We start from the raw sequence: 13,334 nt of genomic DNA, 5'->3' as shown, positions 1-13,334 counted from the left end.
AGAAAGGCTTAATCTTAATCATGAAAAATGAAAATTCTGAGGAAAAATCGATTAGAATATTAAAAATAATGAAAAGGTTGAATCAAAAAGAGATAGTGAATAGAAGTGATTTAGCTAATGAATTTAGAGTCGATAAAAAAACGATACAACGAGATATAGCTACTTTGAGGAATTATTTTTTTGAAGAAGGTGAATCGGATATAAAATATTCTAGTTCAAAAAAAGGTTATTATCTTGAAAAGAATGACAAGATAGCTTTTACAAACGAAGAACTTTTGGCTATAAGTAAAATTATCCTTGAAAGTCGGGCTTTTAATAAAGAAGAAACTGAAAAATTAATAACGAAACTAGTTAATAATTCCTCAATAAACGATAGGGAGATAATAAAAAATTTGATAAATAGTGAAAAGGCGAATTATATTCCTTTACAACATGGACAGAAACTACTCGAAAGTATTTGGAAATTAGCGCAATGTATAAAAAACCAAGAATGGGTGCATTTAAATTATACAAAAAAAGATAAACAATATAAAGAATACAGAATAAAGCCACTGTCAATAATGTTTTCTGAATATTATTTTTATCTAATTGGATATATTGAAAATAAAGAAGAATATCCTGCCATTTTTAGAATTGATAGAATGGAAAAGATAGAAAATACAGGCAAGAAGTTTAAAATCCTAAATTATTCTGACAAATTTAAAGATGGTGAATTTAGAAAATATATACATTTTATGCATTCTGGACCTCTCACAAAAATTAAATTTGAGTACAAAGGTTATATCGAATACGTTCTTGATAAATTTCCAACTGCAAGAATATTAAAAGAGGAGAAAAATGAAAAAGAAAATGGAGAATATATAATTTATACGGTTTTAATTGAGGTCTATGGAAGTTTTGGAGCAGAAATGTGGCTAAAAAGTCAAGGAGATTACGTTATTAAATTTGAGATTTTAAAATAAATTATTGAAATTAAGGAGGATTACTGTGAAAAAATAAAAATAATCAATTTAGGAGAAGCACCATTAGATGTAGTTGAAAATGAAAATTTAGAAATTATTGGAACAAAAGATAATTATGAAAATTTGAGAATAGATTTTCAAAATACAGATGCAATTTTTATAGTTTTAAATACGAATTTGGAAAATGAAAGAAACATTGCTTTAAAAGTAATTGAGGATGCTAAAAGAAATAATTTTATAGGAATTTTTGATACTGGAAATGGCGATGCCGAATTGTTTGATTCAAAAATAAATTTTATCACAAATTGTGAAACTGCTGAAGAGATAAAAATAGGTCTAAATGGAATAGTCAGTAGTTTGATAAATGAAGGACTAGTAAATATTGACCTAGATGACCTAAAAGTATTATTTGAAAAAACGTCAAAAGTTTCTTTTGTTTCTGAAGTGGGAGAATTGAAAGATATTGAAACATTTTTAGAAAACTTGAAATCAAAATTGGAAACTTTACAAAAAAATAAAGACGGTAGAGTCTTTATTAATATAACAGGAGGACCTGAAATTTCGTTGCATCAAATAAGAGATATAGTTGAAGTTGTGTCAAATATTTTTGAGAAAGCAACAATTATTTGGTGTTGTCTTTTGAATCCAGAATATGAAGAAAGCATAGAGGTTACTGTTTATGAAATAGTGCAAGAACACTCGCAACTTTAGTTGTGAGATAAATTGCACGAAAATTTAGTAAGCATATGGAAAAATTTTAGTAGATAAAATGTAGAATATATAATATAATATCTTTGATTGAAGACTGTAATGGAGTATTAATATTCTAAAGAAAAGTAAAGTTGTGGACTTAAATGTTGTCCTATACAATAGGGGCGAGCTGAACACGCCTAAAAGAATAAGGATAGTTGTTGTGCTATCAAACTTCTTAGAAAATTTTTAAATACTTTTAAAGATTTTAGAACCCTGCGACTTTAGTCGTGGGAGGTTCAGAGTATGTAGTTAGGAATGGGAAATTGAAGAAATAGGATTAATACAGGAAAGAAGGGATTTTAGATGGAAAATAGAGAAAAAAATTATTGGGGCTACAGAATTGATGTAAAGAATCAAGATTTCTTTTTTAAGGAATTACAGCAAGGACGTTTACGACAAGGTTGGGGGTATGCTGAAAATCAAAAATTGCCTGAAACAAAAGACAGCGGTGCTAGAAAAAATTTAAGCATGTATCATAATGTAAAAAAAGGAGACATGTTACTAATACCTAGATTACCAGATTGGGGTAGTGTTGCTATAGTTGAAGCAACTGATGATTGGGATGATAAAGAAAAAGGATATAAGTTTGAGATTGATGATGAAAAGAAAGATTATGGACATATTTTTCCTGCAAAATATATTGGATGTTTTAACAGACACGGAAAAGATGTTTCTGGAAATATACAAAGTACGTTAAAAGCAAGAAATAGATTTTGGAATATTAGCCGTTTTTCAGAAGATATTGAAAAAATTATGGGAAATTTAGAAGGAAATAGGGAATCAACAAGTGTTATTGAAAATATAAAAAATATTGTATCAGAACAAGTAAAATCTCATTTTGATTTAAAGGGATTTTCTGAAAAAGTTATTGATGAATATAATCGAAAATTTACAGCTTCTCAGTGGGAAGAAGTAATAAAAAATATTTTAGAAAAAATCTATCCTGGATATGAAATTGAAAGAATTGGTGGTAGTAAAGAAGAAAAACATGGGACGGATATTTTGGTAACTATATCAGGACTTTCAAATTTGGAAAAATACAATATAGCTATGCAAGTAAAAAATTACAACGATGTGATTTCTGATAATAATATTGATAATATTATAAAGCAAATAAATAAAGCCGAGGAATATGTATGGGAAAATAATGGTAAACTAATTGATAAAATTTTGGTCATAACTTCAGCAAAAAAAGAGGAAAATCCAAAATTAATTAAGAAATGTAAAAAAGAAAATATTAAAGTTATTTTTTCAGAAGAACTAAAAAAATTAATTCTTCGATCAATTATTGAAAGTATTGATTTAAAAGAAATTTTTGATGAGATGTTACAGGAATAATAGTATATACAAATTATTAGAAGATTAAATACTTGAATTTAAGGATTAATATCAGTAGAAGGAGTTATCTTAATTGGTTTTAGAAGTATGGACTTTAGGGGGAATTGAGTATGTAATAATTTTTGTGTAAATCTCTAAATAATATATGATAAAATAACTATATAATATTTGGAGTTTTTTGTTATAGCTAAAAAGAAAATTGACAATAAAATTTTGACTTCTTAACAGCAAATGAATAAAATTTAGTTTCTGTTTTTTAAAAGAAAGTTTACCTTTTACAAGTAAAAAATAAATAATAAAACCTGCTTTAGAATTTTTTTAATAAAAGCAGGCTTTTTATTTTTAATATATCTAAATGTTTAGAAGAATGTTGCTAACAAATAGTTCCCCCAGTTTCTTTAATATCTTTATCATTTTTTACAATAGCTTCAATTGCGGCAATTAAACCTTTTACAATAGTATTTAATTCCATTGATGGTGTATTTTTTTTATTAATAACTTGTTCTGGTAAAAATGGAATATGGATAAATCCAGATTTTTTGTTTTTATATTTTTTATTTATTAAATAAAGTGTACCGTAAAGAACGTGATTACAGATGAAAGTTCCTGCAGTGTACGAAACTGAAGCTGGAATTTTATTTTTTTGTATGTTTTTTACCATAGCTTTTACAGGCAGATCTACAAAATATGCGTTTTCTCCATCTGGAAAAATTGGCTCATCAATAGTTTGGTTTCCTTCGTTGTCAGGTATTCGGAAATCATCAAGATTTATTCCAACTCGTTCAACGGAAATATCAAATCTTCCGCCTGCTTGTCCGATTGACAAGATGACATCTGGATTGTGCTCTTCAATAGCTTTTTCAATTTTTTTAATAGATTTTCCTTTTACTGTCGGAATTTCCAATTTGATAATTTGTGCTCCTGCAATATTATCAGGCAATTTTTTAACTGATTCGATGGCAGGATTTATGGGCTCACCTCCAAAAGGGTCAAAGCCAGTAACTAATATTTTCATAGTATTTTTTGTATGATTTTATAAAAATAGATTGAATTTATAATTTCATACTCTCCTTTCTAGATTTTTTTTTAATTTACTTGTTTGTAAAAATTTAGAAATCTCAATAAACATAGTATTTTCAGTTTTATTTTACTCCAAATAACAGCAGCATAAGTATAATATGTGTTACAAGCAGTAATAAAGCCATTGGAGCTTGGACTTTTATAATTCCATATTTATCTTTTATTTCCAAAATTGAAGCAGGGACAATATTGAAGTTTGCTGCCATTGGAGTCATAAGAGTTCCGCAATAGCCGGCGGTCATTCCTAAAGCACCAATAATAGCTGGATTTCCACCATTTTTGATAATAAATGGGATTCCAATTCCTGCAGTTATTACTGAAAATGCAGCAAAGGCATTTCCCATAATCATAGTGAATATAACCATTCCAATAGCATAAATAACGATTCCTACAAAGATATTTCCAGTTGGAACAACAGATGAAATGCTGGCGGCTATTACTTTTCCAACTCCAGCTTTAGTGAATACAGCACCTAATGCAGCAAGAAGCTGTGGCAAAATGGCAGTTGCACCAATTTGCATAAGAAGTTTTGAAGTATCTTCATTTGTTTCGCTGAATTTTGGTTTTATGATAATTGCAGCTGCTAGAAGAGCGACAAGTGACCCTCCACCGATACCTAATGCGGGTGGTATAGCAGTTTTTCCAATTTTAAATTGAAGTATTAGAAAAGCGGCAATTCCAATTAATACAGCTGGGATGAAAATTTTATTTTTTAATTTTTCACTTTGTGCGATTTTGAATTGTGAAGAAATATTTTCAAATTTTCCAATATGTAATTGTTTTGTTACAGTAATTATGGCAAGAATTACAAGAAGTCCGCCAGTAACCTTATATGGAATAGCTTCTCCAAAAATAAATATTATCCCAAGAATAGTCCAAAACAAAAATGTTCCTATTTTTGCCTTTTCATTTTTCAATCCTCTAATTCCAGTACTTATACTGACAAGTCCGCAAAGAATATAAATAATTTGTGTCAAAAGTTTTAAAAGAACTTTTATTTCCATTATTTTTTACCTCCTTTGCTCAAAATTATTTTTTTGTCATAAATATATACTTGAATAAAAGTAAAGATTATTGCAATTATTCCAATTGGTATTGAAGATAGCGCCAATTGCTTCAAAGATACAGCATATCCATTTTCCTTCAGTGTAGTCTGAATCAAAAGAAGTCCCGATGCACCGACAAATATGTTTTGTGAAAAGAAATTTCCATAATTTTCAATTGCAGCACTTAAACTTTTTAATTCTTCAGTTTGCTTTTCTGATAAATCCTTATTTTTATGAGCTTTTGCAGCAGCTTCAGACATTGGGTAAATAAGAGGACGTATAAACTGAATGTGCCCACCAATTCTAATTGACAATGCACTCGCAATCGAACGGATTACCATATAAAGTCCTAAGATTCTACCAGCAGTTGCATTTTTTAATTTTTCAATTAAAGCTGCACTTCTTTCTCTAAGTCCATATCTTTCAAGCACTGCAATAACTGGCAAGCTAATCAAAAAAATTGACATAAGTCTATTATCCACAAAAGCCTTTCCAATAATTCCAAGAATTTCAAAAAAATTCATTTTTGCAGCAATTCCAGTAGCTATACCAGCAGTAAGCACCACAGCCAGCACATCTAGCTTCAAAGAAAATCCCGCTACAATAATAACAATACCAATAAGTATCCATAAATTCATAAGTATTCCTCCTAATAAAGTTTATTATTTTTTTTAAATTATCATATAATCCTAATATGATTTTACCTTGAAATAGTGAAAATGCAATAGTTTTAGAGAAAAAATAGATTTCTAATTTTATACTGCTTTTTAAGTTTTGAAAAATAGACAATAAAATTAGTTTTAAATATTTTAAAGGATTGCATAGTAAAATGGAAAAAAAAATCAATATTTAAAAAAAGTTTTGTACTGAAAATAAATTTTATGTGAAATTATGGTATAATATTAACAAAAAATAAATTATGAATAGATATAAGGAGAAAGAAGTGGCAAATACAAAAGAATCAAATGAAACGGCACAAAGAGCAGAATTGCATCGTAAAATCTGGGCAATTGCAGATAATGTGCGTGGAGCGGTGGATGGTTGGGATTTTAAACAGTATATTTTGGGAATATTATTTTATAGATTTATTTCAGAAAATATGACAGAATTTTTCAATAAAGCAGAACATGAAGCTGGAGATTTGAAATTTAATTATGCGGATATTTCTGATGAAGAAGCCAAAGAAGATTTTAGAGCTGGTACTGTGGAAGATAAAGGATTTTTTATTTTACCAAGTCAACTTTTTGAAAATGTAGTAAAAACAGCGAGAACCAATGAAAATTTGAATACAGATTTAGCAAATATTTTTAAAGCTATTGAAGCAAGTGCTGTTGGTTTTGAGTCGGAAGATGATATTAAAGGATTATTTGAAGATATCGACACTACGAGTAATCGTTTAGGTGGAACAGTAGCAGAAAAGAATACAAGATTAGCAGATATTTTAACAGGAATTTCAGAAATTAATTTTGGAAGTTTTCAGCATAATGATATAGATGCTTTTGGAGATGCGTATGAATATCTGATTTCAAATTATGCCAGCAATGCTGGTAAGTCAGGAGGAGAATTTTTTACTCCACAAACTGTTTCAAAACTTTTGGCACGGCTTGTGATGGAAGGAAAAGACAGCATAAATAAAGTTTATGATCCGACATGTGGAAGTGGTTCGTTGCTACTACAAATGAAAAAGCAGTTTGAGGAACATATTATTGATGAGGGATTTTTTGGGCAGGAAATAAATATGACTAATTTTAACTTGGCACGTATGAATATGTTTTTACACAATGTAAACTACAATAATTTTTCAATAAAACGTGGAGATACTTTACTTAAGCCGTTGCATAATGATGAAAAGCCTTTTGATGCGATTGTTTCAAATCCGCCGTATTCGATTAAATGGATAGGAGACGGAGATCCGACACTTATTAATGATGAACGATTTGCGCCAGCAGGAAAACTTGCACCAAAATCTTATGCAGATTATGCGTTTATAATGCACTCTCTGAGTTATCTGTCAAGCAAAGGACGGGCAGCAATAGTATGTTTTCCTGGTATTTTTTACCGTAAAGGAGCAGAAAAAACGATTCGTAAATATTTAGTAGATAATAACTTTGTAGACTGTGTGATACAGTTACCGGAAAATCTATTTTTTGGAACATCTATTGCAACATGTATTTTAGTAATGGCAAAGAATAAAACAGAAAATAAGACACTCTTTATAGACGCAAGCAAGGAGTTTAAGAAAGAAACAAATAATAATGTTTTAAATCCTGAAAATATTGAAACGATAGTTAAGGAATTTAAGGAAAGAGCAGATGTGGAATATTTTGCAAGATTGGTAGATAATAGTGAAATTATGGAAAATGACTATAATCTGTCAGTTTCTACATATGTTGAGAAAGAGGATACACGTGAGATAATTGATATTAAGGTATTAAATAAAGAAATAGAAGAAACAGTAAAAAGAATAGATGTACTCAGAACCTCCATAAATAAGATAGTAAAGGAGCTTGAAAATGAGTAATGATATGATTATTTATAATACAGAAGATGGAAAGTCAAAGATAAGTCTAAAATTGGAAAATGGAACAGTATGGCTGAATCAGCTGGAAATTGCAGAGCTTTTTGAAACAACGAAACAGAATGTGAGCAAGCATATAAAAGCTATATTTGAAGATGGAGAATTATTAGAAAAAGTGGTTGTAAACTATCAGTTGACTACTACTCAATATATATTTAAATGTACAGAAGAGGCTTTTATTCAGCAAATAAAGAAAATGCTTGTTAGACTAAATGATGAGATAAAAAATTTAAGTACAAATTAAATTAATCTCGAGAAAAAATGTTAATCTCGAGATAAAAAAAACTAGAAAAATATAGTAAGTACCAAAAAAGTAATAAAATCAAGGTTTGTTATAAAAAATTAATATAACTAATCTCGAGAAAAACTAAATATTGAAATAAAAAAATAAACAAAATAAGGAAAAATGTTATGAATAAAATAGAAAAATTAATAAAAGAATTTTGTCCTGATGTAGTTGAGTGGAAGAAATTGGGTGAGGTTTGTGAATTTAGAAGAGGTCAAACTATTACCAAAAAAGAAGTCTTAGAAGGTGAAATTCCTGTGGTTGCTGGGGGGCAAAAACCTGCATATTATCATAACGAATATAATCGAGAAGGAATTACTATATCTGTAGCCGGAAGTGGTGCTTATGCAGGTTTTGTCAGTTATTGGGAACAACCTATTTTTTTAAGTGATGCTTTTTCTGTTGAACCTTCTGATGAATTAAATATTCGTTTTTTATATCATTGGTTATTAAGTAAACAAATGAAAATTTATAGCCTAAAGCAAGGAGTTGGTATTCCACACGTATATAGTAGAGACTTAGCTAAATTTGAAATTCCAATTCCTTCACTAGAAACACAAGAAAAAATTGTAAAAATACTTGACAATTTCACAAAATATGTTACAGAATTACAGGCAGAATTACAGGCAGAATTACAGGCAAGAAATAAGCAGTATAACTATTATAGAGATATGTTATTAAGTGAAGATTATTTAAATAAAATTTCTGAAAAATTAATAAAAGAATTTTGTCCTGGTGGGGTTGAGCGGAAGAAATTGGGAGAAGTTTGTGAAATTTTAGATAACAAAAGAAAACCAATTACTAAATCTAAAAGAATTATAGGTAAGTATCCATACTATGGAGCCAATGGAGTTCAAGATTATATAGATAATTATATTTTTGATGGAACTTTTATTTTAATGGGAGAAGATGGTTCTGTAATAAATAAAGATAATACACCTATTTTACATTGGATTAATGAGAGTAAGATTTGGGTTAATAATCATGCACATGTTTTAGGAGAGTTAGATAAACAATATAAATTAAAATATATATATTACTATTTATCAAATGTAGATGTATCATCTATTGTAAAAGGAGTTCCTCCTAAAATAAATCAGGCTAATATGAAAAATATTAAAATCCCAATACCTCCAATAGAAATCCAAAATAAAATTGTAAAAATTTTAGACAGATTTCAAGAACTTCTTTCTAATACAAAAGGACTACTTCCTTTAGAAATAGAACAAAGAAGAAAACAATATGAATATTATCGAGAAAAACTCTTGACATTTGATAAAGAAGAAGGATATGCTCTAAGCACAGCACAGCACAGCACAGCACAGCACAGCACAGCACAGCACAGCGACAAATAACGAGTGAATTTTTTGAATTACTTAAAGAAGCAGCAAAAATTGCTGGCGTTAATATAAAAGATAAAATCGAGTGGAAAAAATTAAGTGAAGTAGCAAAATATCATGATGGTACACACCAAACTCCTAATTATACTCAATCTGGTGTTCCTTTTGTGAGTGTACAAAATATAAAAGATTTATATTCTACAAATAAATTTATTTCATTAGAAGATTTTCAAAAGTATAAAGCAAAACCAGAAAAAAATGATATATTTATGACTAGAATAGGAGATGTAGGAACTTGTGCTTTAGTAAAAAATAATGAAAATTTAGCTTATTATGTAACTTTGACATTGATAAAACCAAATTGTAAAGTAGTGTTAAGCAAATTTCTAAAATATTTTATTGAAAGTTCATACGGTAAAATGGAGTTATCTAAAAGAATACTGCACAATGCAACACCAATAAAGATAAATCTAAATGATATAGGAAAAATAAAAATCCCGCTACCTCCAATGCCAGTACAAGAATATATCATATCAATTTTAGATAAATTTGACACTTTAGTCAATGATTTATCACAGGGATTACCAAAAGAAATAGAATTAAGACAGAAACAGTATGAATATTACAGGGAAAAACTATTGAATTTTGAAAAATAGACATTTAAAAGGGGGAAGATAAAGGAAGTGAGTTTAAATGTCGGAAAAAAGTGCGATTTATGAAAGATCAACAATTGCTGAGATGACGAATGGAATTATTTTAGCTAATTATGAAGAAATACTTCAAGTTCAAGATACATATCAAAGTGAAAAAGAACTTGAAGATGGGATGATAAGGGATTTAGAAAGCCAAGGGTATGAAAGATTTTATGGGAAGACATCGGAGGAACTTTATAAAAATTTGAAGATTCAAATTGAAAGATTAAATAAAGTTGCTTTTACAGATAAAGAATGGGAAAGATTTTTAGTGGAATATCTTGATTGTCCAAATGACGGAATGATTGAGAAAACTAGAAAGATTCAGGAAAATTATATCTATGATTTTATTTTTGATGACGGACATTTGAAAAATATAAAAATTATTGATAAAAAAAATATACATAATAATATTTTACAGGTTTGTAATCAAATTAAGCAAAAAGGTAAGCATAAAAATCGTTATGATGTAACAGTATTGGTTAATGGATTGCCGCTTGTTCATATAGAATTGAAAAAACGTGGAGTAAGTCTTCATGAGGCATTTAGTCAGATTGATAGATACGGCAAGGAAAGTTTTAATACTGAAAATTCACTTTATAAATTTGTTCAGATTTTTGTAATTTCAAATGGAACGTATACTCGTTATTTTGCAAATACTACGGCACAGAATAAAAATCATTATGAATTTACATGTGAGTGGGCAGATGCGAAAAATAAAGTTATTAGAGATCTTAAAGATTTTACAGCAACATTTTTTGAAAAGCGAACTATTTTAGAAGTTTTGACAAAATATTGTGTTTTTGATTCAAATGATAATTTGCTAATAATGCGACCGTATCAAATAGCAGCAACTGAACGAATTTTGTGGAAGATAGAATCTAGTTATCAAAATAAGAAATGTGGAAAAATTGAAGCTGGAGGATTTATTTGGCATACTACAGGTTCAGGAAAAACTTTGACTTCTTTTAAAACGGCAAAACTTGCTACAGAGCTTGAATATATTGATAAAGTGTTTTTTGTGGTTGATAGAAAAGACTTGGATTATCAGACAATGAAGGAATATCAGAAATTTCAGCCTGATAGTGTAAATGGTAGTAAAGATACAAAAGAACTTAAACGAAGCATTGAAAAACAGGATAACAAAATAGTTGTTACGACAATCCAAAAATTAAATGAATTTGTCAAAAAAAATCCAAGCCATGAAATTTACGATAAACATTGTGTTATAATTTATGATGAATGTCATCGTTCGCAATTTGGAGATGCACAAAAAAATATTAGGAAATCTTTTAAAAATTATTATCAGTTTGGATTTACAGGGACACCAATTTTTCCTGAAAATGCTCTTGGAAGTGATACAACAGCTGGAATTTTTGGAGCTCAATTACATAGTTATGTTATAACAGATGCTATTCGTGATAAAAAAGTTTTAAAATTTAAAGTGGATTATAATGATATTAGGGCAAAATTTAAAGCAGCTGAAACAGAAACAGATGATAAAAAGCTCAAGGAACTTGAAAAAAGAATGTTATTACATCCTGAGAGAATTTCTAAAATAGTAGAATATATTTTAAATGTATATAATACAAAAACTCATAGAAATGAATATTATAATATAAAACAGAAACGGCTAAACGGATTTAATGCTATGTTTGCTGTTCAAAGTGTAGAAGCGGCAAAACTTTATTATGAAGAATTTCAAAAACAGCAAGAAAATTTGCCTGAAGAAAAAAGACTGAAAGTAGCGACAATTTATAGTTTTGCTGCGAATGAAGAGCGAAATGCGATAGGAGATATTCCTGATGAAAATTTTGAGCCAAGTGCAATGGAATCGACAGCGAAAGAATTTTTGGATAAAGTGATATCTGATTACAACGATTATTTTAAAACAAATTTTTCAACAAATGGAAATGAATTTCAGAATTATTATAAAGATTTGTCTAAAAAGGTTAAGGATAAAAAAATTGATATTTTAATTGTTGTGGGAATGTTTTTGACAGGATTTGATGCACCAACATTAAATACTTTGTTTGTTGATAAAAATTTGAGATACCATGGATTAATTCAAGCATTTTCAAGAACAAACCGTATTTTGAATAAAGTTAAAACTTTTGGAAATATTGTATGTTTTAGAGATTTGGACAAGGCTACAAAAAATGCTATTAAAACTTTTGGAGATGAAAATAGTGTAAATATAATTCTTGAAAAAAGTTATAACGATTATATAAATGGATTTAAAGACGAGGAAACAGGGAAATCAGTAAAAGGATATATAAATTTGTGTAATGAAATAGTTGAAAAATTTCCAAAGCCTGTTGAAATTGAAAAAAATCAAGATAAAAAGGAATTTGCAGAATTATTTGGAGAATTGCTTAAAACAGAAAATATACTTAAGAATTTCGATGAATTTGAAAATTTTGAGAAAATTATATCTGATAGACAAATGCAGGATATGAAGAGTGTTTATGTGGATATTTGTGAAGAAATAAGAAATGCTGGAAAAGATGATCAAAATAATAGTAACGAACAAGGAATTGATTTTTCTGATATTGAATTTCAAATTGATTTGCTGAAAACGGATGAAATTAATTTAGATTATATTTTAGAGTTAATTTTAGAAAAGACAAAAGAACATGATGATATTGAAACATTGAAATCTGAAATAAGAAGAATTATACGTACAAGTTTAGGAACTAGAGCTAAAGAGAATTTAGTTATAAATTTTATTAACAAAACAGATTTAAAAAAATTGAAAAATAATGGAGAAATTCTTGACGCTTTTTATAAATATGCAAAAGAAGAAAAGAAGGAAAAAATTGATGAATTAGTTAAAGATGAGAATTTAAAAGAAGATTCTAGAAGATTTATTGAAAAATCTATAAATAAAGGTTTTGTTGATTATGCTGGCTCTGAATTAGATAGTATTCTTCCGCCGACTTCACGAAGAAAAGGGGCAAGAGAGGTAAAAAAACAATCTGTATTAGAGAAAATACGGAAAATGGTAGAAATTTTTATAGGGATTTAAAATAACAAATTCATTGATTATATTAGATATTTATTATTTAAGTTATGATAAATTTAGGGAGAAAATTGCATCAATAGTGGTGCAATTTATGTTATAAAAAAATTTTTAATTCTTTATTTTTCTCTAATATATTGTATCTCAAAAATTGTTGTTGTCAAGATAAAAAGAATGTTGTATTTAATATTACAATTTATGATGGATAACTTTATAGTATACATTTTAGTTATAGTG

11 protein-coding genes are annotated in these 13,334 nt (G+C 28.2%); 8 read left to right on the top strand and 3 right to left on the bottom strand.

Translation table 11 applies throughout. The features are described from left to right. The first annotated feature begins 20 nt into the window (after positions 1-20). The 3 genes from AB8B22_RS06345 to AB8B22_RS06335 all read left to right on the top strand — a co-directional run bounded on the left by AB8B22_RS06345 (position 21) and on the right by AB8B22_RS06335 (position 3,053). Positions 21-962: a helix-turn-helix transcriptional regulator gene (locus AB8B22_RS06345; RefSeq protein WP_369710483.1), complete on the top strand. Its 942-nt coding sequence runs from the start codon at positions 21-23 to the stop codon at positions 960-962. 123 nt (positions 963-1,085) lie between these two features. Next, positions 1,086-1,673: a hypothetical protein gene (locus AB8B22_RS06340; protein ID WP_369710482.1), complete on the top strand. Its 588-nt coding sequence runs from the start codon at positions 1,086-1,088 to the stop codon at positions 1,671-1,673. A 345-nt stretch (positions 1,674-2,018) separates the two neighbouring features. Beyond that, on the top strand, positions 2,019-3,053 hold the full coding sequence (locus tag AB8B22_RS06335; protein ID WP_369710481.1) for a hypothetical protein: 1,035 nt from the start codon (positions 2,019-2,021) through the stop codon (positions 3,051-3,053). Positions 3,054-3,426: 373 nt separating this feature from the next. Here the strand turns inward: AB8B22_RS06335 and pcp are convergent, their stop codons facing one another. From pcp to AB8B22_RS06320, 3 genes are all read right to left on the bottom strand, one after another. Beyond that, positions 3,427-4,068, bottom strand: a complete 642-nt coding sequence (gene pcp, locus AB8B22_RS06330) for a pyroglutamyl-peptidase I (protein ID WP_146961140.1) — start codon at positions 4,066-4,068, stop codon at positions 3,427-3,429. 127 nt (positions 4,069-4,195) lie between these two features. After that, positions 4,196-5,137 carry a DUF979 domain-containing protein gene (locus AB8B22_RS06325; protein WP_369710480.1) on the bottom strand — a complete coding sequence of 314 codons (942 nt, stop codon included), beginning with the start codon at positions 5,135-5,137 and terminating at the stop codon, positions 4,196-4,198. Continuing rightward, the gene (locus AB8B22_RS06320) at positions 5,137-5,817 is read right to left on the bottom strand and encodes a DUF969 domain-containing protein (RefSeq protein ID WP_094080267.1); all 681 of its coding nucleotides are present in this window, start codon (positions 5,815-5,817) and stop codon (positions 5,137-5,139) included. Before AB8B22_RS06320 ends, AB8B22_RS06325 begins: the two co-directional genes overlap by 1 nt. A gap of 281 nt (positions 5,818-6,098) precedes the next feature. On the opposite strand from AB8B22_RS06320, the gene AB8B22_RS06315 reads away from it, so the two are divergent. From AB8B22_RS06315 to AB8B22_RS06295, 5 genes are all read left to right on the top strand, one after another. Beyond that, complete coding sequence (locus tag AB8B22_RS06315) at positions 6,099-7,700, top strand: type I restriction-modification system subunit M (RefSeq protein ID WP_369710479.1); 1,602 nt, start codon at positions 6,099-6,101, stop codon at positions 7,698-7,700. Beyond that, positions 7,693-8,001: a hypothetical protein gene (locus AB8B22_RS06310; RefSeq protein WP_369710478.1), complete on the top strand. Its 309-nt coding sequence runs from the start codon at positions 7,693-7,695 to the stop codon at positions 7,999-8,001. Before AB8B22_RS06315 ends, AB8B22_RS06310 begins: the two co-directional genes overlap by 8 nt. 167 nt (positions 8,002-8,168) lie before the next feature. After that, positions 8,169-9,398 (top strand): restriction endonuclease subunit S, encoded by a 1,230-nt coding sequence (locus tag AB8B22_RS06305; protein ID WP_369710477.1) that lies wholly within the window; start codon positions 8,169-8,171, stop codon positions 9,396-9,398. Then, positions 9,332-10,039: a restriction endonuclease subunit S gene (locus AB8B22_RS06300; RefSeq protein WP_369711933.1), complete on the top strand. Its 708-nt coding sequence runs from the start codon at positions 9,332-9,334 to the stop codon at positions 10,037-10,039. The genes AB8B22_RS06305 and AB8B22_RS06300 overlap by 67 nt, the downstream gene beginning before the upstream one ends. A 37-nt stretch (positions 10,040-10,076) precedes the next feature. Next, entirely contained in the window at positions 10,077-13,103 is a 3,027-nt protein-coding gene (locus AB8B22_RS06295) for a type I restriction endonuclease subunit R (RefSeq protein ID WP_369710476.1), read from the top strand. Positions 13,104-13,334: the final 231 nt, after the last annotated feature.

The sequence above is a fragment of the Leptotrichia rugosa genome, from assembly GCF_041200005.1.
GTDB classification, from domain to species: domain Bacteria; phylum Fusobacteriota; class Fusobacteriia; order Fusobacteriales; family Leptotrichiaceae; genus Leptotrichia; species Leptotrichia rugosa.
The sequence above is the reverse complement of the archived record's forward strand: the minus strand, read 5'-3'. Positions and strand labels throughout refer to the sequence as shown.

Excerpts from the sequence above, each read along its gene's own strand:
- AB8B22_RS06315 (WP_369710479.1), top strand. The coding sequence starts at position 6,099 with ATGAATAGATATAAGGAGAAAGAAGTGGCAAATACAAAAGAATCAAAT.
- AB8B22_RS06345 (WP_369710483.1), top strand. The coding sequence starts at position 21 with ATGAAAAATGAAAATTCTGAGGAAAAATCGATTAGAATATTAAAAATA.
- AB8B22_RS06335 (WP_369710481.1), top strand. The coding sequence starts at position 2,019 with ATGGAAAATAGAGAAAAAAATTATTGGGGCTACAGAATTGATGTAAAG.
- AB8B22_RS06320 (WP_094080267.1), bottom strand. The coding sequence starts at position 5,817 with ATGAATTTATGGATACTTATTGGTATTGTTATTATTGTAGCGGGATTT.
- AB8B22_RS06295 (WP_369710476.1), top strand. The coding sequence starts at position 10,077 with ATGTCGGAAAAAAGTGCGATTTATGAAAGATCAACAATTGCTGAGATG.
- AB8B22_RS06305 (WP_369710477.1), top strand. The coding sequence starts at position 8,169 with ATGAATAAAATAGAAAAATTAATAAAAGAATTTTGTCCTGATGTAGTT.
- pcp (WP_146961140.1), bottom strand. The coding sequence starts at position 4,068 with ATGAAAATATTAGTTACTGGCTTTGACCCTTTTGGAGGTGAGCCCATA.
- AB8B22_RS06310 (WP_369710478.1), top strand. The coding sequence starts at position 7,693 with ATGAGTAATGATATGATTATTTATAATACAGAAGATGGAAAGTCAAAG.
- AB8B22_RS06325 (WP_369710480.1), bottom strand. The coding sequence starts at position 5,137 with ATGGAAATAAAAGTTCTTTTAAAACTTTTGACACAAATTATTTATATT.